The 21,954-nt window shown below is 65.8% G+C and carries 21 protein-coding genes; 7 read left to right on the top strand and 14 right to left on the bottom strand.

Translation table 11 applies throughout. The annotated features are described in order from the left end of the window. Positions 1-45: 45 nt before the first annotated feature. The 5 genes from mctP to RPS27_RS24120 form a co-directional block, all read right to left on the bottom strand. Positions 46-1,539, bottom strand: a complete 1,494-nt coding sequence (gene mctP, locus RPS27_RS24140; RefSeq protein ID WP_259214323.1) for a monocarboxylate uptake permease MctP — start codon at positions 1,537-1,539, stop codon at positions 46-48. Next, positions 1,529-1,705 carry a DUF3311 domain-containing protein gene (locus RPS27_RS24135; RefSeq protein WP_194403291.1) on the bottom strand — a complete coding sequence of 59 codons (177 nt, stop codon included), beginning with the start codon at positions 1,703-1,705 and terminating at the stop codon, positions 1,529-1,531. Before RPS27_RS24135 ends, mctP begins: the two co-directional genes overlap by 11 nt. Positions 1,706-2,027: 322 nt before the next feature. Continuing rightward, the gene (locus RPS27_RS24130) at positions 2,028-2,900 is read right to left on the bottom strand and encodes an MlaD family protein (RefSeq protein WP_194403292.1); all 873 of its coding nucleotides are present in this window, start codon (positions 2,898-2,900) and stop codon (positions 2,028-2,030) included. A gap of 56 nt (positions 2,901-2,956) precedes the next feature. After that, positions 2,957-3,739: an ABC transporter ATP-binding protein gene (locus RPS27_RS24125; RefSeq protein WP_259214328.1), complete on the bottom strand. Its 783-nt coding sequence runs from the start codon at positions 3,737-3,739 to the stop codon at positions 2,957-2,959. 2 nt (positions 3,740-3,741) lie between these two features. Then, complete coding sequence (locus RPS27_RS24120; RefSeq protein WP_194403294.1) at positions 3,742-4,875, bottom strand: MlaE family ABC transporter permease; 1,134 nt, start codon at positions 4,873-4,875, stop codon at positions 3,742-3,744. Between the two features lie 134 nt (positions 4,876-5,009). On the opposite strand from RPS27_RS24120, the gene dgcA reads away from it, so the two are divergent. Then, positions 5,010-6,005: an N-acetyl-D-Glu racemase DgcA gene (dgcA, locus tag RPS27_RS24115; protein WP_313754665.1), complete on the top strand. Its 996-nt coding sequence runs from the start codon at positions 5,010-5,012 to the stop codon at positions 6,003-6,005. Here dgcA and RPS27_RS24110 read toward each other — a convergent pair. Next, the gene (locus RPS27_RS24110) at positions 5,975-7,171 is read right to left on the bottom strand and encodes a major facilitator superfamily domain-containing protein 6 (protein ID WP_285807092.1); all 1,197 of its coding nucleotides are present in this window, start codon (positions 7,169-7,171) and stop codon (positions 5,975-5,977) included. The two genes, dgcA and RPS27_RS24110, sit on opposite strands and share 31 nt — an antisense overlap. Positions 7,172-7,246: 75 nt before the next feature. Here RPS27_RS24110 and RPS27_RS24105 point away from each other — a divergent pair, with 75 nt between their 5' ends. Then, complete coding sequence (locus RPS27_RS24105) at positions 7,247-8,704, top strand: hypothetical protein (RefSeq protein ID WP_313754664.1); 1,458 nt, start codon at positions 7,247-7,249, stop codon at positions 8,702-8,704. Positions 8,705-8,925: 221 nt separating this feature from the next. Here RPS27_RS24105 and RPS27_RS24100 read toward each other — a convergent pair whose 3' ends face one another. Further along, complete coding sequence (locus RPS27_RS24100) at positions 8,926-9,285, bottom strand: hypothetical protein (RefSeq protein ID WP_211419776.1); 360 nt, start codon at positions 9,283-9,285, stop codon at positions 8,926-8,928. A 149-nt stretch (positions 9,286-9,434) separates the two neighbouring features. Between RPS27_RS24100 and RPS27_RS24095 the strand changes: the two genes are divergently transcribed. Then, positions 9,435-9,818 carry a VOC family protein gene (locus tag RPS27_RS24095; protein ID WP_211419777.1) on the top strand — a complete coding sequence of 128 codons (384 nt, stop codon included), beginning with the start codon at positions 9,435-9,437 and terminating at the stop codon, positions 9,816-9,818. On the opposite strand, the gene RPS27_RS24090 is transcribed toward RPS27_RS24095, so the two are convergent. Next, positions 9,815-10,258, bottom strand: a complete 444-nt coding sequence (locus RPS27_RS24090; RefSeq protein WP_313754663.1) for an RbsD/FucU domain-containing protein — start codon at positions 10,256-10,258, stop codon at positions 9,815-9,817. The two genes, RPS27_RS24095 and RPS27_RS24090, sit on opposite strands and share 4 nt — an antisense overlap. 164 nt (positions 10,259-10,422) lie before the next feature. Here RPS27_RS24090 and RPS27_RS24085 point away from each other — a divergent pair, with 164 nt between their 5' ends. Continuing rightward, positions 10,423-12,204 (top strand): caspase family protein, encoded by a 1,782-nt coding sequence (locus RPS27_RS24085; protein WP_313754662.1) that lies wholly within the window; start codon positions 10,423-10,425, stop codon positions 12,202-12,204. Between the two features lie 175 nt (positions 12,205-12,379). Here the strand turns inward: RPS27_RS24085 and RPS27_RS24080 are convergent, their stop codons facing one another. The 4 genes from RPS27_RS24080 to thiD all read right to left on the bottom strand — a co-directional run bounded on the left by RPS27_RS24080 (position 12,380) and on the right by thiD (position 16,441). Further along, entirely contained in the window at positions 12,380-13,363 is a 984-nt protein-coding gene (locus tag RPS27_RS24080; protein ID WP_313754661.1) for a threonine/serine dehydratase, read from the bottom strand. 63 nt (positions 13,364-13,426) lie between these two features. After that, positions 13,427-14,470, bottom strand: coding sequence for a glycosyltransferase family 1 protein (locus RPS27_RS24075; protein WP_313754660.1), 1,044 nt, complete (start codon positions 14,468-14,470; stop codon positions 13,427-13,429). 13 nt (positions 14,471-14,483) lie between these two features. After that, on the bottom strand, positions 14,484-15,296 hold the full coding sequence (locus RPS27_RS24070) for a UDP-2,3-diacylglucosamine diphosphatase (protein ID WP_194403304.1): 813 nt from the start codon (positions 15,294-15,296) through the stop codon (positions 14,484-14,486). Positions 15,297-15,640: 344 nt separating this feature from the next. Next, positions 15,641-16,441, bottom strand: coding sequence for a bifunctional hydroxymethylpyrimidine kinase/phosphomethylpyrimidine kinase (gene thiD / locus RPS27_RS24065; protein ID WP_259214345.1), 801 nt, complete (start codon positions 16,439-16,441; stop codon positions 15,641-15,643). Between the two features lie 326 nt (positions 16,442-16,767). On the opposite strand from thiD, the gene RPS27_RS24060 reads away from it, so the two are divergent. Both RPS27_RS24060 and RPS27_RS24055 read left to right on the top strand, forming a co-directional pair. Further along, positions 16,768-18,711, top strand: coding sequence for a PAS domain S-box protein (locus RPS27_RS24060; protein WP_313754659.1), 1,944 nt, complete (start codon positions 16,768-16,770; stop codon positions 18,709-18,711). A gap of 96 nt (positions 18,712-18,807) precedes the next feature. Beyond that, positions 18,808-19,053 carry an Lrp/AsnC ligand binding domain-containing protein gene (locus tag RPS27_RS24055; RefSeq protein ID WP_018317369.1) on the top strand — a complete coding sequence of 82 codons (246 nt, stop codon included), beginning with the start codon at positions 18,808-18,810 and terminating at the stop codon, positions 19,051-19,053. A 9-nt stretch (positions 19,054-19,062) separates the two neighbouring features. Here the strand turns inward: RPS27_RS24055 and RPS27_RS24050 are convergent, their stop codons facing one another. Further along, positions 19,063-20,001: a cytochrome c gene (locus tag RPS27_RS24050; RefSeq protein ID WP_313754658.1), complete on the bottom strand. Its 939-nt coding sequence runs from the start codon at positions 19,999-20,001 to the stop codon at positions 19,063-19,065. Between the two features lie 155 nt (positions 20,002-20,156). On the opposite strand from RPS27_RS24050, the gene RPS27_RS24045 reads away from it, so the two are divergent. After that, positions 20,157-20,573, top strand: coding sequence for a CHRD domain-containing protein (locus RPS27_RS24045; protein ID WP_194403308.1), 417 nt, complete (start codon positions 20,157-20,159; stop codon positions 20,571-20,573). A gap of 73 nt (positions 20,574-20,646) precedes the next feature. Here RPS27_RS24045 and RPS27_RS24040 read toward each other — a convergent pair whose 3' ends face one another. Then, the gene (locus RPS27_RS24040; protein WP_313754657.1) at positions 20,647-21,930 is read right to left on the bottom strand and encodes a cystathionine gamma-synthase family protein; all 1,284 of its coding nucleotides are present in this window, start codon (positions 21,928-21,930) and stop codon (positions 20,647-20,649) included. Positions 21,931-21,954 lie beyond the last annotated feature (24 nt).

Here is a 21,954-nt window from a genome sequence, read left to right as displayed (position 1 = left end):
GCCGGAGAGAGCGGCGGCCGGAAGATCTCCGGCCGCCGACGGCAGTCATTCAGCTGCCTCGCGGGACAGCCGTTGCTGCGGTACGCGCTTGAGCGCCAGGTTGACCGCGACGGCCACCGCGATGTTGAGCGCGAGCGCGAGCAGACCGGTGTAGATCGCGACCTTGCCGGCGCCGAAGTCGATGCTGTGCAGCGGCTTCAGCCCGTCGGACCAGGCCAGCCACGATCCTCCGACGAGACCGACGGCCCAGCCGGCAAGCAGTGCCGTGCTCGAGAACCAGTTCAGGTAGAGACCGAACACCAGCGCCGGCAGCGTCTGCAGGATCCAGAGGCCTCCGAGCAGTTGCAGGTCGAGCGCGAACTGCGTCGGCATCAGCAGGATCGCGAGCAGCGCGCCGACCTTCACCAGCATGGAGGTGATCTTGGCGACCTTCGCCTCGCCGGCCGGCGTCACCTTCGGATCGACCCACACCTTCCAGAAATTGCGGGTGAACAGGTTGGCCGCGCCGATGCTCATGACGGCGGCCGGCACCAGCGCGCCGATCGCGATCGCGGCGAAGGCGAAGCCCGCGAACCAGCTCGGGAACAGCATCTTGAACAGCTCGGGCACGACGTCGTTGTTGCTCGCGAGCTTCAATCCCGCCGCGTGGCCCATGTAGCCCAGCAGCGCGAGCAGGCCGAGCAGCAGCGTGTAGGCCGGCAGCAGCATCGCATTCTTGCGAATGGTGTTGCCGCCCGAAGACGCGAAGATGCCAGTCAGCGTATGCGGGTACATGAAGGCGGCGAGCGCCGAGCCGAGCGCCAGCGAGGCGTAGGGCACGATCTGCGCCGGCGACAGCAAGGTGCCGCCTGCGCCTTTCGCCGCGAACGCCGCGTCCGCCGCGGTGAAGATCGCACCGTAGCCGCCGAGCTTCGAGGGCACGATCGCGATCGCTGCGATCACCACGATGTAGATCATGATGTCCTTGACGAAGGCGATCAGCGCCGGGGCGCGCAGGCCCGACGAATAGGTGTAGAGCGCCAGCACCAGGAAGGCGAGCACGAGCGGCACCTCGCCGTGCAGGCCGAGCGCCTTGATCGCGACCTCCATGCCGATGAGCTGGAGCGCGATGTAGGGCATCGTCGCCAGCACGCCGGTGGCTGCGACCGCAAGCTCGAGCCCGCGCGAGCCGTAAGCGCCGCGCACCACGTCGCCGGCGGTGACATAGCCACGCTCCTTGGCGACCTTCCACAGCACCGGCATCACCGCGAACACGAAGGGATAGACGATGATGGTGTAGGGCAGCGCGAAGAAGCCGTAGGCGCCGACCGCATAGACCAGTGCCGGAACGGCGATCACGGTGTAGGCGGTGTAGAAGTCGCCGCCGACCAGGAACCAGGTGATCCAGGTCCCGAACTTGCGGCCGCCGAGGCCCCACTCGTCGAGATGGGCGAGCGTCTCCGGCTTGCGCCAGCGCGAGGCGACGAAGCCCATGCCGGTGACGAGGATGAACAGTGCGAGGAATACGGCGAACGCCGCGCTATCGACATCAGCCAGCACGACGCACGCTCCTGTAGACGATCCAGGTAAGCAGCGAGGTGAGCGGCACCCAGGCGAGCTGGTACCAGTAGAAGAACGGGAAGCCGAACAGATAGGGCTCCCGGATATTGTAGAACGGCACGATCATCAGGCCGATGAACGGCAACAACAGCAGCAGGCGTACCATGCGCTCTCCTCCCCTGTGAGTGAAGTCGACGCGCCTTGTCGTGGGCACGCCTTGAGCGCGATATAGCTGACAACGACCGGCAGCCCCTCCCCCTACCTTGGCTCGGCCAGACCCCCATACTTTCGTATCGTCCCGTCATTGCTTGGAGCCCGCGACAAAATTGCGAAGCAATTTTGCGCTGGCGACGAAGCAATCCAGACTGCCTTTCGCAGAGACAGCCTGGATTGCTTCCGCCTTCGCCAAGGCTACGACGGACACGTCGCTACGCTCGCAATGTCGGCTGAGAGAGCACGCCTCCCTCGTCTCGCGCGAACTTGCGGCGCTATCGCCTGCCGCTCGGCGCTGCGGCCGGTTTCGGCGGTTCGGGCGGCGGGGCGGCCGGCGCGCTGTTGCTGGCGCCGAACAGCACGCGGGTCGGGTTGCGGTCGAAATTGTTCACGGCGCGGCTGATGTCGCCGAGGGTACGGCGGCCGTCGGCCATCAATGCGCCGGAGCGCTTGTCGAAATCGTCGGCGAGCTCGCGGATCGACTTCACCGCCTGGAACAGCTCGCCGCCGTCCTTGCCGCCGGCGAGCGTGTTGAGGCCGAGCATGAGATTGTCGGCCTTGAGCATGACGCCGTCGACCTTGGCCATCACGCCGTCGATCTTCTCGGAATTGCGCGCGAGCGAGTTGGTGAAGGTCTCGAGATTCTTCAGCGAGTTCTTCACGGACTCCTGGTTGTCGGCGACGATCTTGTTGATGTTCTGCAGCGTGCCGCGGATCGCCTCGGTGACGTCCTGCAGCTTGTTGGGGTCGGCCGTCAGCGTCGGGATGCCGTCCTGGTCGAGCGGCGGCGGAGCCGCGGCTTCGTCGCCACCCTTGAGCGAGATCGCGGCAACGCCGGTGAGGCCCTGGAATTCGAGGCCGACCAGCGTGTCCTTGCGGATCGGGGCGTTGTTCTCGATCATGGCGAGTGCGACAACCCGCCGCGGGTTGTCGAGCTTCACCGAGACCACCTCGCCCACCCGGATACCGTTGAAGTTGACGCTGCCGCCGTTGCGCAGGCCCGCCGCCGGGCCCTCGAACACCACGCGCAAGGGGCTGCGCTGCTTGGTGGTGTGCAACGACTGGAACCAGAGCACGAAGCCGATCGCCGCGGCGATCACCGCCAGCGTGAACGACCCGATCAAGACGTAGTTCGCCCGCGTTTCCATCAGGTGCTCCGGCTACTCATCCCAGCTAGTCAACCCAGCCACTCAACCCAAGGCACTCACCCCATGACCGCGCGGGCGCGCTTGCCATGGAAATACTGTCTCAACCAGGGATGCTGCGAGGCCTGCATGTCGGCGATCGACCCTGCCGCAATGATCTTACCGTTCCCTAAAACGGCGATGCGGTCGCATGCGGTGTAAAGGCTGTCGAGATCGTGGGTTACCATGAAAACCGTCAGCCCCAAAGTGCGCTGGAGCGTCCTGACCAGCTCGTCGAAGTCGCCGGCGCCGATCGGATCGAGGCCCGAGGTCGGCTCGTCCAGGAAGACGAGGTCGGGATCGAGCGACAGTGCGCGCGCCAGCGCCACGCGCTTGATCATGCCGCCCGACAGCTCCGAGGGAAATCGCTCGGCAACCTCCGGCTTGAGGCCGACCATGGCCAGCTTGGCCATGGTGATCTCGTCCATCAGCCGCTGCGAGACGCGGAGATATTCGCGCATCGGAAACTGGATGTTCTGCCGCACGGTCAGCGAGGAGAACAGCGCGCCCTGCTGGAACAGGACGCCCCAGCGCCGTTCGACGTTGCGCCGCTGCGAGGTGTTGGAGGAATCCAGATCGACGCCGAATACTTCAATGGAGCCCGCGACCTTCGGCACGAGGCCGATGATGGTTCGCGTCAGCACCGATTTGCCTGCGCCTGATGGACCGACGAAGCCAAGGATCTCGCCGCGCTTGACGTCGAGGTCGAGGCCGTCGAGCACGCGCGTTGAGCCGAACTGCACGGTGACGTCACGGACGCGGATGATGGGGTTTTGAATTTCGCTTTGAGCTACTGTCGCCATCGTCACATTCCGATCGCGGCGAAGAAGATGGCGAACACGCCGTCCATGACGATGACGAAGAAGATGCCTTTGACGACGGATGACGTCGTGTGCTGGCCCAGCGATTCCGCACTGCCCTGCACGGCAAGCCCTTCGACGCAGGCAACGATGCCGATCACCGCGGCCATGACCGGGGCCTTGACGATGCCGACGATGAAATGGTCGATCGAGATGGCGTCGCGCAAACGCAGCAGGAAGGCCTCGGGCTCGACCCCGCCATAGAGCCAGGCCACGAGCCCGCCGCCATAGAGCGCAGCCATCGCGCCGAGGAAAGCCAGGATCGGCAGCGCCAGCACCAGCGCCATCATGCGCGGTAGCACCAGCACCTCGATCGGATCGAAGCCCATGGTGCGCAGCGCGTCGATCTCCTCGCGCATCTTCATCGAGCCGAGCTCGGCGGTGTAGGCGCTGCCCGAGCGCCCCGCGACCATGATCGCGACCAGCAAGACGCCGATCTCGCGCAGCACCAGCACGCCGAGCATGTCGACCACGAAGATGTCGGCGCCGAATCTTCGGAAATGGAAGATGCCTTGTTGCGCGATGATGCAGCCGATCAGGAAGGTGATCAGCACGATGATCGGCACCGCGCGCCAGCAGACCTGCTCCATGTGATGCACGGTCGAGGTCAGGCGGAACGAGCGCGGATGGATCAGGACGCGAAACCATGCCGCGAGCACGGCGCCCAGCATGTCGACGAGCCCCGCGATCGTCCCGCCGACGCCGGCCACGGCCCGGCCGATCTGCTCCAGCATGCCGGCGATGGTGATCGGACTGTTGTCGATTACGGCGCCCGCCCGGACCCGCCGCACCTCGTCCACGAGGCTGGAATAATTGGCGGACAGCCCGGCGATCTGCGCCTCGACCGGCCCCTTGGTGAGGCTGCGGCGCAGCCGCTCGATCAGCCAGGCCCCGAAGGTGTCGAGCTTGGCGACTTCGGACACGTCGATGAAGATGCTTTGGGGGGTGCCGGCGAGCTTCTCGGCGTCGGCCACCATCCGTTCCAGGACCGGCGCGAAGCTCGCGGTCCAGGTCCCAGTGGCGCAAAGTGCCAGCGCGTTGCCCTTGGCAATCCGTTCCAGCTTCGGATCGCTGTTCAAGATGTCCGCTCCCGTACTGGGGCGGAGAAAATCAGAGAGTTGCGCACGCGCCCTTACCCAGAGAAGGTATCCCCAAGGGGTAAATGTTAGTTGCTAGAGGTAACTAGCAGGTTCAAATTTCGCCAGAGTTCAAAATGACTTCCATGAAATTTGCGTCCCTGGCGGCGCGAATCGAGCGCTTCCCGATCGCGGGCAGCTTTACCATCAGCCGCGGGCCCAAGACCGAGGCCGTGACCGTCATGGCCGAGGTCAGCCGGGACGGGCTGACCGGCCGCGGCGAGTGCGTGCCCTATCCCCGCTATGGCGAGACGCCCGAGGCGACGCTGGCGGCCATCCAGGCCATGCAGCAGGCCGTTGCCGATGGTATCTCGCGGCAGGCTCTGCAGGCCGCCATGGCGCCGGGTGCGGCCCGCAACGCCCTGGATTGCGCCCTGATCGACCTCGAGGCCAAGGCGGCGGGCCAGCGGGCCTGGAACCTGCTCGAGCGCCCGGTGCCGGGCGAGCGCACCACGGCGTACACGATCTCGTTAGGGACCCCCGAGGCCATGGCCGCCGCGACCGCCAAAGCGGCGCACCGGCCGCTGCTCAAGATCAAGCTCGGCGGCGACGGCGATCCGGAGCGGATCGCGGCGGTGCGCAAGGCCGCGCCCGAATCCGAGCTGATCGTCGATGCCAACGAGGCCTGGACTGAGGCCAATCTGGAAGCCAACCTCGCCGCCTGCGCCGCCGTCGGCGTCACGCTGGTGGAGCAGCCGCTGCCGGCGGGCAAGGACGCGGTGCTGGCACGGATCAAGCGGCCGCTCGCGGTCTGCGCCGACGAGAGCGTTCACGACCGCTCCTCGCTTGCGCCCTTGCGCGACCGCTACGACGCCGTGAACATCAAGCTCGACAAGACCGGCGGCCTCACCGAGGCGCTGGCGATGGCCGATGCGGCGCAGGCGCTCGGCTTCGAGATCATGATCGGCTGCATGGTCGCGACGTCGCTGTCGATGGCCCCCGCCATGCTGGTGACGCCGCAGGCACGCTTCGTCGATCTCGACGGCCCGCTGCTGCTGGCCCGCGACCGCGACCATGGGCTGCGTTACGACGACAGCCTGGTCTATCCGCCGGACGTCTCGCTCTGGGGCTGAGCCATGAGCCGGTGCCGCGCCGACCAGATCAGCAGCGCGCCACCGGCGGCCATCGCCGCCATGACGTAATACAGGCCGTCGCCGATGCGGGCGTAGATCGCGCCTGACGCGATCGAGGTCGTGGCACCCAGGAGACCGTTGCACGCGGCATAATAGCCCTGACCGCGCGCGATCTGATGCGAGGGCACGCGCTGCACCAGGAGGTTCATCGTGCCGACGATGGTCATGCCGAAGGTGAGGCCGTGGCCGAGCTGCACGATCGCGAGCAGCGCCAGCGGCGGCTCGCTCGCGGTGACGATCCAGCGCACCACTGCGCTCAAGCCTCCGATCGCGATCATGGTGGAGGGATGCAGCGAGAAGCGCGGCGACAGTGCGAAGACGACGATCTCCGCGATCACGCCCAGCGTCCACAGGCCCGCGATCGTCAGCCCGCTGATGCCATGGAGCTGCCAGTTGATGGCCGAGAAGGTGTAATAGGCGACGTGGCTGCCCTGGATCAGCGCCGCCGAGACGATGATCGCCCAGAAGCCGGCATCGCGCAGCAGCGCCTTGCCGGCATGCCTCTCCGCCGTCTTGCGCCTGACATCGTCGAGCGGCTGCAGCAGCAGGCTGGCTGCGACAGCAACGACGGCCCAGGCGACGATGATCCAGATCAGGTCGCGCGGCGCGATGACGTCGATGAGATAGCCGCAGGCGAGCGAGCCGGCGGCGAAGGCCGCCGAGCCCCACAGCCGCAACGGTCCGTAATCGAGCCCGTAGCGAGCGACGCCGCGCAGCGCATAGGCATCGGTCAGCGGCATCGTCGGCGTCCACATCATGCAGGTCAGCGCGTAGATCAGGAACAGCGCCAAGGGTTGCTGCTGCAGGCCGACCGCCGCAAATCCGATCGCGGTCGCCAGCACCGACAGCATCATGGCGGCGCGGATGGCGTGTCGCTTTTCGGCAAAGGCGGTCACCTGCGGCAAGGTGGTGAAACGCGTGATCGCCGGCAGCGCGTTGATGAGCCCGATCCAGGCCGCGTCGATGCCGATCGCCTTCAGCCATACCGGGAAGAACGGCAGATGCGTGCCCGAGACCGCGAAGACGGCCGAGTAGAACAGGGCGAGACTGACGGCGAATCGCCGCTTCCTGGCTGCCGCGGTGGGGATTTGTGATTCGGACTGCATCAAACCAATTGCGATTCGGTCGATATCGTGGTGATCGTTACATTAACGCGCACTGATTTGCGCGACGAGATCGCCATGGCCAACGAAGCATTCGCACTCTCGCCTATGTCTGCCCGCGCAGCGGAGCCGAACGAGCAGGATTACGACGCGATCCGCGAAGCCTTCATGGAGACGGCGCGCGGCCGCTGGTTCCTCGGCGAATACGCCAAGCGCAACCGCAATGCCGACACGCGCATGGTGCTCGACGCGGTCGCGAAGATCGAGGAAACCCTTGCGGCGCAGCGGCAACCCGTCGTCGAGGACCGCCTGCCCGAGGCGCTGATCGAGATCCGCCGCGCGATCCGCGAGGCCGAGACCATTGCGCTTGCTGCCTTCGACCCTGCGGCGATCGAGGCGAGCCTCGCGCCGATCCCGCGCGGGGTGCGCATCATCAAGGAGATCTCCTGGCGCTGGCGCGAGATCGGCGCCGACGGGCGAATCTGCGACCTCATTGATTCGCAGCTCGCCTCGATCGAGTCCGCCTGCGGACAGGCCTCGACCATCGATCCCCGTGTCGAGCTCAAGATCGCCTTCGATCTCCTCAAGGATCGGGTCGACCAGACCGAGGGCGGCGCAACGCCGCAGGCGGCGCCCCCGGCTCCGATGCAGGACGTGCCGTCATCCGTCGCCGAAGCACCCGTCGAGACCGCGCCTGCGGCGATGACCAGCGAAGCACCCGTGGCTTTTACGGAGCCGCCGCAGGACGTCGCAGCAAGTGTCGAGCCCGAAGCCGCCATAGCAGCGACCGGCACCGCAGAAGCATCCGCCGCGGCTGAGCAGGCACTGCACGAGCAGGCACTCGACGAGCAGGCAGTGGATACGGCCGCCGCGACGAAGATTGCGGCCGAAAGCCAGATCGCCGTTCAAGACATCGCGCTCGACCAGGTCGCGCCGGAGACCGTCACGCCCGAAGCTGCCGCGCATGAAGAGATCTCGTTTGAGGCGCCGGCGACCGAGCCTGCCGTCGATGCCGCTGACGCCTTCGCGCTCGATGCGGCCGCGCAGGCCGAGGACGACGCCGTGCTCGAGGCCATTGCGCTCGAGATGGCCGCGCCCGATCCGGAGTTCGACGAGATCATCGCCCCGGTCGAGTTGGACGCGGCTGTTCCGGAGCCGATGCAAGCGGAGACCGCAGCACCCGTCGCCGCCGAGCTTGCCGAGCCGGTCGCACCAGAGCCTGTCGCCGCCCCTGTCGTGGAAGAACACCCGGCGGACGCACCGATCGCGTTGGACTCGCTCGCGCGCCTCACCGACGCCATTGCGGAGGCCGCCGCCGAAGTGATGGAGCAGCAGGCCCCGGCGATGGCAGCCACCGCCATCTTCGCCGCGGCGCCGGCCACATCACTGCCGACGCCCTCGCCGGCCCCGGAGCCCTCGCTCGGCGCCACCATCCTCGCCAGCGGCATCCTGCAAAAGCCCCGCGCGCCGGCAAATGACCCGCTCGCTCCGATCCGCCGCATGACCCAGGCCGAGAAGATCGCGTTCTTCTCGTAAAGGGGCCGCGCACTTTCTTGTCCCGGACAAGCGAAGCGCAGATCCGGGACCCAGAGGCCACGAACTCCTCGGCAGCATAGGCCCCGGCTCTGCAGCGCACCGCCGACCGGACGATGTTTCACATCGCCGGGTTAGCGCTGTGCTGCGTCCGGGGCACAGGAGTGAGTATTGATGCGCGCTCTTTCCGCATCGTCATTGCGAGCGTAGCGAGGGTTACTTAATCACCCGCAATTCCACACCGCTCCGATCGGCGTGCGCGTCCAGCACGGGCCGAAGCTGCCGCCGTTGTAGCGGCCGCCGTTGAAGCCGGGGCGGCCGAAATAGTGCCACTCGCCGTCCCAGCGGTAATATTGCGGAACCGGATCGATGTACCAGTGACGCCGATCGGCGCGCGACATTCGGCGCATCGCGTCCTTCTGCTTGTAGAGCGGAATGCTGTTGCTCAAGGGCTGGCGATAGCCCGGCAGGAAGCCGTAGCCCTGCCAGGCCTGCTTTGGGCGCTTTTGCGTTGACGCAGCGGACGCGACGACCGGCAGTAGCGACAGGACGATGGCAACAAATAGACACATAAGGCGAGACATGGCGCGAACATAGACAGTCAGGTGCAAGCGCGCCATTCAAATTCGAGTGCGGGACGTTTCGCCGCTTCTGCCGATCAGCCGCTGCGGATAGACTTGCAACGCGCAGCGTGAACGCTGTGCGGACAGCTTGAATGTTCCGGAGTGACCGAATGCCTGAGAGCCCGCACGTCGGCGCATTTGCGATCGTTCCCAGCAACGATCTTCCCGCTGCGATTCCCTTCTGGGAACGTCTCGGCTTCGCGCGCACGGGCGGCGATGCCGGTTACGTCATCATGAGGGGCTGGGGTTGCGAGGTGCATCTCACGCAAGCCGGCGACGGCCCGTGGCGCGTGCCGGAACACAATCCCTTCGGCGTGTTCATTCGCACGCCCGATGTCGAGGCCATTGCCGCGCGCGTGGACGATCTCATCATCCGGCCCGGCGGCGTGCTGCGTCACCGTGAATGGGGCATGTATGAGGTCGGCATCAACGGCCCCGACGGTCTCCTCGTCCGCATCGGCTGGCCATCGGAGCTGATGCGCCAAGCCGGCTAGCTGATCACGCCCTTCCTGATCAGGAAGCAGCCGTAACCCCTGCTGTCGCCGACCTGCACGACGCCGAAGCCCGCCGCCGCCGCGCGATAGAAATCCGCCCGTGAGAGCTTGCCGGGAGCTATGGCGCCGCCGCTGGCGCGTTCGATCTCGGCCAGCACCGCGCGCTGCACGTCGGGCACGCGATCGGGATCGTCGACCGGCGTCATCACGCGCACCGGATCTGGATCGAAATCATCGAGCGGATAGACCGACATGATGGCGCGGACGGCCGTCTCCATCGTCATGCCCGGGAGCTGGATCAGGCGCTGCGACGATGTCGAGCGGGCGATGTGCGTGGCCGGGTGGTTGGCATCGACGACCACGAGATCGTCGCCGTGGCCCATGGAGGCCAGCAGCCAGAGCAGGTCGGGCGTCAGGATCGGATCGATCGATTTCAGCATGTGACGGCGGTTCCTCTTAGCGATCGTTCACCATAGCAGGTTCCAAGCGTGATTCAGATCACGGAGGCCATCATGGTGACTGGGATCACGGACCTCAAGCTCGAACGCGGTCAGGCTTCGTCGCAACCAATCTCGTATCGAGATCAGTGCCAAAGGAGCACGCCATGTTCCGTCTAAAGCCTCTGCTGATGACAGCCAGCCTTGTGGGAAGCCTGTTCGGCTTCGCCTGCGGCCCTGTTTCCGCGCAAGTTGCCCCGGTCGAGCCGGCCCCCACCGCGCTGCAGGGCCCGGAGCAGCGGGTTGCCCTGGTGATCGGCAATTCGAACTACCAGAACGCCCCGCAGCTGCAAAACCCCGACAATGATGCGCAGTCCATGGCGCAGTTCCTGAACTCCGCCGGCTTCGAGGTGGTTGCAGCAACTGACCTGACCCAGAACGACATGCTGCGCGTGGTGCAGGACTTCTCCGCAAAAGTCTCCGCGCGCGGCCCGAACACGGTGGCGATGGTCTACTACGCCGGCCACGGCGTGCAGCTCGCCGGCGAGAACTATCTCGTTCCCGTCGATGCGAAGGTGTCCAACCCTACTGAGCTCGTCAACAATTCGGTGCGCCTCGTCGACGTGATGTCGACGCTGGAGACGATCCCGAGCCGCATGCGCATCGTCATCCTCGATGCCTGCCGCAACAACCCGTTCCCGACCGTCAATGATGCCGGCCGCGGCCTTGCCATCGTCGATGCGCCGAACGGATCGATCGTCGGCTACTCGACCGCGCCGGGCGCCGAAGCGCTCGACGGCACCGGTGGTCACAGCCCGTACACGCAAGCCTTCCTGAACGTCGCGCGCGAGCCCAACGTGCCGATCGAGCAGCTGTTCAAGCGCGTCCGCCTGCAGGTGAACCAGACCACGAGCGGCGCGCAGATCCCGTGGGAGAGCTCCTCGCTCACCTCGGACTTCACCTTCTTCGGTGACACCGTGGTCGCCGCCAACCGCGCGCCGGTCAAAGCGCCCGTCGTGCAGATGGCCGCCAACCTGCCGAGCCGCTCGACGCGCCAGGCCTATGACTACGTCGTGTCCGAGGGCCGGCCGGAATATTATCAGGAGTTCATCCAGATGTATCCGCACGACCCGCTGTGCGACCACGTCCGCTGGCTGCTCAACAACATCCTGCTCTCGCAGGCCTGGCACAAGGCGGTGCTCGTGAACTCACCGCTCGGCTACAAGAGCTTCTACGACAGCTACGGCAACAGCCCCTATGCGCAAATGGCGCTGAAGCTGCAGGTGCAGCCGAAGCAGATCCCCCTGATGCAGGCGACCAAGTTCCTGGCTCCGCAGAACATTGCCCCGACCTTCAAGATCGGCAATCTCGGCCAGCCCAAATACATGCCGCTGCAGCAGGGTAATGGTGGTGGCCAGAGCAATGGCAACCTGCCCATCGTGCAGAAGCCGGTCGATGGAAACGTCATCGGCAAGCCCGGCAATGGCGGCCAGATCGTCAACCTGCCGGCGGGCAACAACAACCAGCCGAACGGCACGCCGTCGCAGACCCCGGGCAAGATCGTCACCATGCCTGCGCCGACCAACACGCCCAACAATGGCGGTACCGGCAAGATCGTGACCTTGCCTGCGACCAACAACAAGCCGGACGTCGGCAACGTCAACGGCAAGCCTGGCAAGATCGTGAGCATGCCGGTGAATGTCGGCAAGGGCGGCACGAATGCCGAGACCAAGCCGGTCGTTCAGACCCAGAACAACCCGATCCGCGTCAACAACGGTGTGAAGATCAACAACACTCCGGTGAACAAGGTGCAGGTGCAGAACAACAACCACCCGCAGTTCAATGCGACCAACCGCATGGTCAACAACGGTGGCAACAATTTCCGCCAGTCGATGAACCAGGCCCCGAGCATGGGCGGCGGCAACAACCACCGCGGTTTCATGCACTGATCGCCGCAAGCGAGACGACAAAGGGGCAGAGCGCAAGCGTTCTGCCCCTTCTTCATGTCGACTCTTAGAGGTCGTCATTCCGGGATGCGCGAAAGGCGCGGACCCGGAATCCATTGTGCGGCGGAGTCGGTAGGGAAATGGATTTTGGGTTCGCGCTCACGCCCCGGAATGACGACTAAGCCACCAGCTCGGCAAACAGATCCGCGTCGATATTGCCGCCGGACAGCACGATGACGACATTCTTGCCGGCGACGTCGAGGCGGCCGGCGAGCAGTGCGGCAAGACCGACGGCGCCGCCGGGCTCGACCACCAGCTTCAGCTCGCGATAGGCGAACGCGACGGCAGCGCCGACTTCCTTGTCCGACGCCGTGACGCCACGCGCGAGCAGCTTGCTATTGATCGCAAAGGTCATCTCGCCGGGGATCAGCGCCATCAGCGCATCGCAAATGGTGCGGCCCGCGGGCCCATGCGGCTCGCGATGGCCTGCGGTCAGCGAAATGCCGTGATCGTCGAACGCCTCGGGCTCGGCCACCACGATCTCGGCTTGGGAATAGCGCGCCTTCACGGCCGTCGCGACGCCCGCGATCAGGCCGCCGCCGGAGGCCGGCGCCACCACGATGTCAGGGCTGAGGCCGAGAGCCGCCATGTCCTCGGCGATCTCGCGGCCGGCAGTGCCCTGCCCTGCGATCACGAAGGGATCGTCATAAGGCCTGACCAGCGTCGCACCGCGCTTCTCGGCGATGCCGCGCGAGATCGCCTCGCGGTCGTCCTTGTCGCGATCATAGAGCACGACTTCGGCGCCGTAGGATTTGGTGCGCTCGCGCTTGGACAGCGGCGCATCCGCGGGCATCACGATGGTCGCCTGCATGTCGAGGATTTTTGCCGCCGCCGCCACGCCCTGGGCGTGGTTGCCGGAGGAGAACGCGACGACGCCGCCGGCGCGCTTGTCCTGCGGGATCGAGAACACTTTGTTGAAGGCGCCGCGGAACTTGAAGGAGCCGGTGCGCTGGAGCATCTCCGGCTTCAAAAACACTTTCGCACCAACGCGCTCGTTGAGCACCGGAAAGGACAGCAGCGGGGTGCGGATGGCGTAAGGCGCGATCACACGCGCGGCGGCATCGATGTCGGCAGGGCCGATCGGGAGAAGCTGTTCGGTCATGGCTGACCTTATCGCGGCCATCGAGCCGCGGGCAAGACACCTCCGCGCGAGGAAATCTTCCCCTTAGGCGACGAAACGCGGCTGTTCCGCACCGTTCCGGCCCGGCAGCACAGCCCCTACCGCCCGGATACTGTCGACAAAGGCCCTCGCCGAGGCTTCCCAGGTGTAGTTGGCGGCGAATTCGACACAGTCCTGCCGGGAGACATCGAGCGCCGCGAAGCAGGCGCTGCGCAGGTCGTGATCGAGCGCGCCGACCGGAGCGTCGCCGATCACGTCGCGGGGTCCCTTCACCGGGAAGGCTGCGACCGGCAGGCCGCTCGCCAGCGCCTCCAGCAGGACCAGGCCGAACGTGTCGGTCTTGCTCGGGAAGACGAACACATCGGCGGCCGCATAGATCTCCGCCAGGGCCTCGCCGTGCTTCTCGCCGAGGAAGATCGCATCGGGATAGGCCTCTTCCAGCGCGGCGCGGGCCGGGCCGTCGCCGACGATCACCTTGGTGCCGGGCAGATCGAGCTCGAGGAACGCTTCGAGATTCTTCTCCACCGCGACGCGGCCGACCGACAGGAACACCGGTGCCGGCAGGCAGAGGTCGATGGCGCGCGGATGGAACACATGGGTGTCGACGCCGCGGGGCCACAGCACGACATTGTCGAAGCCGCGCTCGGTCAGCTCGCGGGCGAGCGCCGGCGTTGCCGCCATCACGGCGCGGCTGGGGGCATGGAAACGGCGCAGCGCGCGCCAGATCAGCGAGCCCGGCACCGGCACGCGGGCGCGGACATATTCGGGAAAGCGGGTGTGGAAGCTGGTCGTGAACGGCAGCCTGCGCTGGCGGCAATAGCGGCGGACCATCAGGCCGATCGGCCCCTCCGTCGCAATGTGGATGCTATCCGGCCGCGCCTCCTCGATCAGCTTGGCAATCCGTGCCGGGCGCGGCATGGCCAGCCGCACGTCGCGATAGCTCGGCATCGCAAAGGTGCGGAACGATTGCGGCGTCAGGAACGTGAACTGGACGCCGAGCGCCTCCGCGGCGTCAGCGAGTTTGGTCAGCGTCCGAACCACACCATTGACTTGCGGGTGCCAGGCGTCGGTCGCGACCAGGATGCGCATCAGGCGGCCTCTGTCATGCAGCTCTGGCTGCAACCTGGGGAACGTCTGCCGGCTTCTGCAGATGATCCGCCCAAGTGATGATCTCGAAATGACCGTCGTCATGCTCGACGAGCGCCGTGCAGCTCTCGACCCAGTCGCCGCAATTCATGTAGCGAATGCCTCCCTCGTCGCGGATCACGGCGTAGTGGATGTGGCCGCAGATCACGCCGTCGGCATCGTGACGCCGCGCCTCGGCGGCGAGCGCCTGCTCGAACGCGCCGATATAATTCACCGCGTTCTTGACCTTCTGCTTGGCCCATTGCGACAGCGACCAATAGGGCACCTTGAACAGGCGACGGAAGAAGTTGACGAAGCGATTCATCTGGATCGCGAAATCGTAGGCCTTGTCGCCGAGATGGGCGAGCCATCGCGCGTTCTGCACCACGAGATCGAAGATGTCGCCGTGGATGACGAGGTAGCGCTTGCCGTCGGCGCCGGTGTGGACGGTGTTCTCGACCACGTCGATGCCGCCGAAATGCGTGCCGTAATAATTGCGCAGGAACTCGTCGTGATTACCGGGGATGTAGATGACCTTGGCGCCCTTGCGCGCCTTGCGCAAAAGCTTCTGGACGAGGTCGTTGTGGGATTGCGGCCAGTGCCAGCTCGATTTCAGCGCCCAGCCGTCGACGATGTCGCCGACCAGATAGATCGTGTCGGCATCGTGGTAACGCAGGAAGTCGAGCAGAAGATCGGCTTGAGAACCGCGGGCTCCGAGATGAACGTCGGAGATGAACAACGTGCGAAAGCGCCGCTCCGGGCTCTCGTCACTCACATCGTAACTTCCCATGCGCCAGCCTGTAACAATGTCCCGTGACAGGGGGATGACCGATTGAACTTTTGAGGCACCTTCAGATACGAATCACGCCTTGCCTCGCCCTCCCCGCGAATATCAGTCGCATGCGACAATCAGGCGACATGGCGCCGCAGGGGGACTGAGAGATCAGATTGCCGTTGGAAGCCCCTAGTTGAGTGCGCTCCCACCCCGCTTGCGGGAGAGGGTGTTTCCCCAGTGGGATTTCCCAAGAGGAGGGAGCTCTCACCCGCGCCGGAGCCTGTCATCGGGGCGCGCCTTCGGCGCGACCCGTTGGGCGCGACCTCTCCCGCAACTGGGAGAGGTTCAGCAAGCCCGCCTCAGTAGAATCCGTGGAAATGATGGACCGGCCCGTGGCCGTGGCCGACGCTGAAGCGGTCGGCGGCGGCGATCGCGGCGCTGATCCAGGTCTTGGCGTTGCGGACGGCGGTTTCCAGATCCTCGCCCTTGGCAAGCCCCGCCGCGACCGCCGAGGATAGCGAGCAGCCGGTGCCATGGGTGTTGCGGGTGGCGACGCGCGGTGCGGCGAGCGCGATCGTTGCTTCGCCCCTGACGAGATAGTCGATGCTCTCGGCGCCCTCGCCGTGCCCGCCCTTGATCAGGACCGCACGGCAGCCGAGCGCCAGCAGGCGCCGTCCCTGGCTTTCGATCTCCGCTTCGCTTGCCGCGACCGGCTCGTCGAGCAGGGCCGCGGCTTCCGGCAGGTTTGGCGTGATCACCGACGCCAACGGCATCAGTTTCGTGCGCAGCGCATCGACGGCTTCCGCGGCGAGCAGCCGGTCCCCTGACGTCGCGACCATCACGGGATCGAGCACGACATGCCCCGGCGACCAGCGCGACAGCGCGGCCGCGATCGCATCGATGCTGGCGGCCTGGGCCACCATGCCGATCTTCACCGCGCCGACGTCGAGATCGGAGAACACTGCATCGATCTGCTCGGTGACGAACGCCGCCGGCACGGCGTGGATGCCGGTGACGCCGCGCGTGTTCTGCGCGGTCAAGGCCGTGATGACGGACGCGCCGTAGACGCCGAGCGCGGCAAAGGTCTTCAGGTCAGCCTGGATCCCGGCGCCGCCGCCCGAGTCGGAACCCGCGATGGTGAGTGCGACCGGGGTCGTCATCGCCGGACACATTTGCTGGATGGTGAAACCGCCATGGCCTGTCCTAGCGCGACCGTGGAACACCGGCAAGCGCCCGCCGCGGCCGGCCGTGATTCGCGGCGCGCCGGCGGGTATGGGGCCTCGGCGCCGCAATCGTGCGGCATGGAAATGCGCCCGCGGCGAACCCTTGGTATAGTCACGAACTGCTTCGCCGATGCGTGAGACGTCAATGGTGGAACTGTCCGGCGACACCGATGTCGCGGGTCGCCCTGGCCCGCAAGCCGTCCGGAACGGAATCTTTGGGTGGAACGATGTGGGCCTTTTTTGAACGTCTCCTCGACTCGTCCATGCTTTCGCCGCACGGCATCTGCCTGTTGTGGGAACCCGAGCTGATCTGGCTTCACGTCGTGGCCGACGCCTGCATCGCCGCCGCCTATTTTTCGATTCCCTTTGCGCTCGCCATTCTGGTCACCAAGCGGCGCGACCTCAAATTCGGCTGGGTCTACTGGGCCTTCGCGATCTTCATCATGGCGTGCGGCCTGACCCATGTGCTGTCGATCTACACGCTGTGGGTCCCGATCTACGGCATCGAGGGCATCGTCAAAGCGGCGACCGCGGTGGCATCCGTGGTCACGGCGGGCGCGCTGTGGCCGCTGCTGCCGAAGATCCTGACGATCCCCTCGCCGTTCGAGCTGCGCCAGGTCCAGGCCGCTCTCGAGGAGGAGGAGATCAAGAGCCGCGACGCCACGCTGCTGCTCCAGCAGGTCAGCGACGCGCAGCGTGCAATGCGCGAGAGCGTGACGCGCCTCACCGCTATCGTCGAGACCGCGGTCGACGGCGTGATCCTGTTCGACGCGCAGGACCGTGTCCTGCTGTTCAATCCGGCCTGCGAGCGCTTGTTCGGCTACTCCGCCGACCAGGTGATGGGCCGGAACGTCACGATGCTGATGCCCGAGGCCGGCGCTGCGCCCGACGGCCAGGCGAGGCAATTCGCGACCGCCGGCGAAGCCACCGGCCTGCGCAAGGACGGATCGACCTTCCCGATGGACGTGTCGGTCGGCCAGGCGCGGCAGGACGGCGAATTGATCTTCGTCGGCATCGTCCACGATTTGACCGCGCGCAAACTGACCGAGCGGCAGCTGCAGCAGGCGCAGAAGATGGAGACGGTCGGCCAACTCTCGGGCGGCATCGCTCACGACTTCAACAATCTCCTGACCGTCATCATAGGCAACGCCGAGCATCTGAGTGAGCAGCTCAAGGCGAGGCCCGACCTGCGGCGCTTTGCCGACGACATCTCCCAGTCGGGCGAGCGCGGTGCCGAGCTGACGCAGCGCCTGCTCGCGTTCAGCCGCCGCCAGCTGCTGCAGCCCCAGACGATCGATTGCCGGGGCCTGCTCGAATCCATGTTCAAGCTGCTCAAGCGCACCTTGCGCGAAGACATCGAGATCAAGACGGCCTCCCGGCCCGGCACGATCCTGGCCTTCGCAGATCGCGCCCAGCTCGAATCCGCCGTGCTGAACCTTGCGCTCAACGCGCAGGATGCCATGCCGGCCGGCGGTCACCTGACCCTGAGCACGGAGTTGACTGCGCTCGACGACGACTATCGCACCGCTCACCCCGAAGTCGCATCCGGGGCCTATGCGTTGATCTCGATCAGCGACGACGGCGAAGGCATGACGCCGGAGGTCACCCAGCGCGCCTTCGAGCCGTTCTTCACGACCAAGGAGGTCGGCAAGGGCTCCGGTCTCGGCCTCAGCATGGTCTATGGCTTCGCCAAGCAATCAGGCGGCCATGTCTCGATCTACAGCGAGAAAGGCCTTGGGACGACGGTCCGGATCTACCTGCCGCGCGCGGACACCGGACAATCACAGACCGACCTGTCCGACGGCGAGGACGCGGCCCCGCGCGGATACGAGACCATCCTGATCGCAGAGGACGATCCGTTCGTCCGCTCCTCCGTCATTCGCAGGGTTGAGGCGCTCGGATATCGCGTCGTCGCCGCGGTCAACGGCAAGGAGGCGTTGCAGCAGCTGCGCACCGACCCCAGCATCGACATGCTGTTCACCGACATCGTGATGCCCGGCGGCATGAGCGGCTGGGAGCTCGCCGATCAGGCGCGGCGGATTCGTCCCTCGCTGCCGGTCCTGTTCACCTCGGGCTACGCGCTCGAGACCCTGGTCGAGCAAGGCCGCGCGCATGCGCAGGCCATCGTGCTGACCAAGCCCTATCGCAAGGTCGAGCTCGCCCAGCGGCTCAGGGACGCCTTCGCCGCGGCGGCCGTGGCCTCCTAAAGCCTCGGGCCGGCATCTGGCGGCCGGCAAGTTCGCTTGCTAAACCGTGCCGGTTTTGGCCTATTAGCCGCCAGATACGCTTTCGGAGTGCCCGCGATGGTTCCTTTTTTCGTCCAGATCAAATGCAAGCTCGGCCAGTCCTACACGGTGGCCAATGCGCTTGCCGAAGCCGAGATCGCCTCCGAGATCTACTCCACGGCCGGCCAATACGACCTTCTCGTGAAGTTCTACGTCGACAAGGACACCGACATCGGCCATTTCGTCAACGAGAAGGTGCAGGTGCTGCCGGGCATCCAGGACACCCTCACCATCATCACCTTCAAGGCGTTTGGCGCCAGCTAGGGCGCGCAATTAGCCGGCGTCCTTGCCGGCTTCCTTGCGCTTCGGCCGCGGCGGGCCCTCCACAGGCGGCAGCGATTTGAGATAGTCCGCCATCGCCGCAATGTCCTCGTCGGGCAATTGCGAGGTGTTCTTGATCACGCGCGTCATCGCACCGCCGACACTGTCGCCGTCGGGCAATTCGCCGTTCTTGAGGAAATAGGCGATATCTTTCACGCTCCACTCGCCGAGGCGCTTCTGGGTGATGTTGGGCACCCAGCCCTCGCCTTCCGGATTGGGCCCGCCGGCAAAGCGCTGGCCCGCGATGATCCCGCCCAGCGCGTTGCGCGGGCTGTGGCATTCGGCGCAATGGCCAAAGCTGTTGACGAGATAGGCGCCGCGATTGAATTGCGGTGACTTGCCGGCGTCGGCGATGAGCGGCTTGTCGTCCAGGAACAGGAATTTCCAGATGCCGACATTGCGCCGGATGTTGAACGGAAAGCGCATGTCATGGTCGCGCACCTTGCCGGCCACGGGCGGCAGTGTCTTCAGATAGGCAAAGAGATCGAGCACGTCCTCGCGCCTGGCGTGCCGGTAGGAGGTGTAGGGAAAGGCGGGAAAATAATGCTGCCCGCCCGGAGAGACGCCGTGCATCACCGCGTTGACGAAGTCGGTGTCCGTCCATTTGCCGATGCCGTCGTTCGGATCGGGCGAGATGTTCGGCGCGTAGAACGTTCCGAACGGCGACTTGATCGCGACGCCGCCGCCGAGCCTGCCACGATCGGGCTGGTCCGGCGTCGCATGGCAGGACGCGCAGCCCCCGGCGTTGAACATCACCTCGCCATTGGCAAGGTTTGCCGCATGGGCCGGCGCATGGCCCGCGGCCGCCACCTTCGGCGCGCTGAGCCACCAATAGACCCCCGCGGCAATGACCGCGGCGAGCAGGCCTGCGAGAATTGTTCGTTGCAACATGCCCATCCATTCACTCGTCGCGGCGAACCTATGACCGATGTCGTCGCGGCTCCAACCACGAAGAATTTAGCCCGCCCTTGCCGGAAACGGGAATAAACTGAAATGCCGGCTGTTGGAAGTTTGGCAGCCCGAATGGGTTCAGCAGGGAGAGTGTCATGAACAAGACCATCATTGCCGCCTTAGCGCTCGGTGCCATCAGCTTCGCCGGCCCGGCCAGCGCCGAAAAGCTCAAAGCAACGCTCGACGGCAAGTCCGAGGTGCCGGCAACCACCAGCAGCGGCACCGGAACAGCGGACCTGAACTATGATGCCGCCAGCAAGAAGCTGTCCTGGACCGTCACCTATTCCGGCCTCTCCGGCCCCGCCACCGCCGCCCATTTCCACGGACCTGCCGAGGCCGGCAAGAACGCCGGCGTGGCGATCGCGATTCCGAATGCGACCGCCAGCCCCGTGAAGGGCGAAGCGACGCTCACCGACGCGCAGGCTGCCGATCTGCTCGGCGGCAAGCTCTACGTCAACATCCACACCGCGGCGAACCCGGGCGGCGAGATCCGCGGTCAGGTGACGAAGTAAGCCTCAAGGTTGCTTCGTTGCACGAAGGCCGGGCGCAGGAGGGGGCGCCCGGCCTTTTCGATTCCGTTGCACTCTAGGCCGCGTTCAGCGCCTGCGCGAGATCGGCGATCAGGTCCGAGGGGTTCTCGATGCCGATCGACAGCCGGATCGTGGAATCCAGCACGCCGATCTTGCGGCGGATGTCGGCGGGAACGCCGGAATGCGTCATCGTCGCGGGCAGGCTCGCAAGCGACTCGGTGCCGCCGAGGCTCACCGCCAGCTTGAGGATCTGCAGCGCGTTGAGGAATTTCACGGCGGCCTCCTTGCCGCCGACAATGTCGAACGAGAAGGTCGACCCCGCACCCAGGCATTGCCGCGCGAACACCCGCCCGGCCGGTGAGGATTCCTCGTGGTGGCCGAGGTAGTGGACCTTGGCGACCTTGGGATGATCGCGCAGATAATCCGCCACGAGCCGCGCATTGTCGTTGGCCTTCTCCATGCGCAGGCTCAGCGTCTCGAGCGAGCGGTTGATCATCCAGCAGGAATGTGGATCGAGCTGGGTGCCGATGGCGCCGCGCAGCGCCTTGATGCCTTTCATGATCGCCTTCGAGCCCATCGCGGCCCCCGCGATCAGGTCTGAGTGACCGCCGACATATTTGGTCAGCGAATACAGCGACAGGTCCGCCCCGTGCTCGATCGGCCGCTGAAACACCGGCCCGAGCAGCGTGTTGTCGCAGGTGATGATCGGCGTGTGTCCCTGCGCCTTTCCGATGGCATCGGCGATGCGGCGGATCATGGCGACATCGACCAGGCCGTTGGTCGGGTTGGCCGGGGTCTCGATCAGGATCATCGAGACGCGGCCCTTGGCCATCGCCTCTTCCGAGGCCTGCTTGACGGTGGCTTCGTCAATCCCGTCGGCGAAGCCGACGGCGCCGATCGACAGACGCGCCAGCGTGTTGGTCAGGAGCGTTTCGGTCCCGCCATAGAGCGGCTGCGAGTGCAGGATGACGTCGCCGGGGCGGACGAAAGCCAGGATCGTGGTCGAGATCGCCGCCATGCCGGACGAGAACAGCGCGCAGCTCTCGGTGCGCTCGTAGATCGAGAGCCTGTCCTCGACGATCTCGCTGTTGGGATGATTGAAGCGCGAATAGACGAGGCCCGCGCCCATGCCTTCCGGCGGCTCGCGCCGGCCGGCGACGAAGTCGAAAAAGTCCTGCCCGTCATCGGCCGTCTTGAATACGAAGGTGGAGGTCAGGAACACCGGCGGCTTGATGGCGCCTTCCGACAGCTGCGGATCATAGCCGTAGGTCAGCATCAGCGTTTCAGGGTGCAGCATGTGATTGCCGATGTGCGTCTTCGACGGAAACGGTTTGACCATGGCCTGACTCGCTTTGATTGAGAT

Origin of the sequence: Bradyrhizobium sp. WYCCWR 12699 (assembly GCF_032144035.1) — a bacterium.
Lineage (GTDB): Bacteria > Pseudomonadota > Alphaproteobacteria > Rhizobiales > Xanthobacteraceae > Bradyrhizobium.
Note: the sequence above shows the minus strand (reverse complement) of the source record. Positions and strands in the feature narration are given on the sequence as shown.

What these genes read in the sequence shown, in the direction of transcription:
- RPS27_RS24135 (WP_194403291.1), bottom strand. Translation starts at nt 1,705, where the DNA reads ATGGTACGCCTGCTGCTGTTGTTGCCGTTCATCGGCCTGATGATCGTG.
- RPS27_RS24130 (WP_194403292.1), bottom strand. Translation starts at nt 2,900, where the DNA reads ATGGAAACGCGGGCGAACTACGTCTTGATCGGGTCGTTCACGCTGGCG.
- RPS27_RS24125 (WP_259214328.1), bottom strand. Translation starts at nt 3,739, where the DNA reads ATGGCGACAGTAGCTCAAAGCGAAATTCAAAACCCCATCATCCGCGTC.
- dgcA (WP_313754665.1), top strand. Translation starts at nt 5,010, where the DNA reads ATGACTTCCATGAAATTTGCGTCCCTGGCGGCGCGAATCGAGCGCTTC.
- RPS27_RS24110 (WP_285807092.1), bottom strand. Translation starts at nt 7,171, where the DNA reads ATGCAGTCCGAATCACAAATCCCCACCGCGGCAGCCAGGAAGCGGCGA.
- RPS27_RS24105 (WP_313754664.1), top strand. Translation starts at nt 7,247, where the DNA reads ATGGCCAACGAAGCATTCGCACTCTCGCCTATGTCTGCCCGCGCAGCG.
- RPS27_RS24100 (WP_211419776.1), bottom strand. Translation starts at nt 9,285, where the DNA reads ATGTCTCGCCTTATGTGTCTATTTGTTGCCATCGTCCTGTCGCTACTG.
- RPS27_RS24095 (WP_211419777.1), top strand. Translation starts at nt 9,435, where the DNA reads ATGCCTGAGAGCCCGCACGTCGGCGCATTTGCGATCGTTCCCAGCAAC.
- RPS27_RS24090 (WP_313754663.1), bottom strand. Translation starts at nt 10,258, where the DNA reads ATGCTGAAATCGATCGATCCGATCCTGACGCCCGACCTGCTCTGGCTG.
- RPS27_RS24085 (WP_313754662.1), top strand. Translation starts at nt 10,423, where the DNA reads ATGTTCCGTCTAAAGCCTCTGCTGATGACAGCCAGCCTTGTGGGAAGC.
- RPS27_RS24080 (WP_313754661.1), bottom strand. Translation starts at nt 13,363, where the DNA reads ATGACCGAACAGCTTCTCCCGATCGGCCCTGCCGACATCGATGCCGCC.
- RPS27_RS24075 (WP_313754660.1), bottom strand. Translation starts at nt 14,470, where the DNA reads ATGCGCATCCTGGTCGCGACCGACGCCTGGCACCCGCAAGTCAATGGT.
- RPS27_RS24070 (WP_194403304.1), bottom strand. Translation starts at nt 15,296, where the DNA reads ATGGGAAGTTACGATGTGAGTGACGAGAGCCCGGAGCGGCGCTTTCGC.
- thiD (WP_259214345.1), bottom strand. Translation starts at nt 16,441, where the DNA reads ATGACGACCCCGGTCGCACTCACCATCGCGGGTTCCGACTCGGGCGGC.
- RPS27_RS24060 (WP_313754659.1), top strand. Translation starts at nt 16,768, where the DNA reads ATGCTTTCGCCGCACGGCATCTGCCTGTTGTGGGAACCCGAGCTGATC.
- RPS27_RS24055 (WP_018317369.1), top strand. Translation starts at nt 18,808, where the DNA reads ATGGTTCCTTTTTTCGTCCAGATCAAATGCAAGCTCGGCCAGTCCTAC.
- RPS27_RS24050 (WP_313754658.1), bottom strand. Translation starts at nt 20,001, where the DNA reads ATGTTGCAACGAACAATTCTCGCAGGCCTGCTCGCCGCGGTCATTGCC.
- RPS27_RS24045 (WP_194403308.1), top strand. Translation starts at nt 20,157, where the DNA reads ATGAACAAGACCATCATTGCCGCCTTAGCGCTCGGTGCCATCAGCTTC.
- RPS27_RS24040 (WP_313754657.1), bottom strand. Translation starts at nt 21,930, where the DNA reads ATGGTCAAACCGTTTCCGTCGAAGACGCACATCGGCAATCACATGCTG.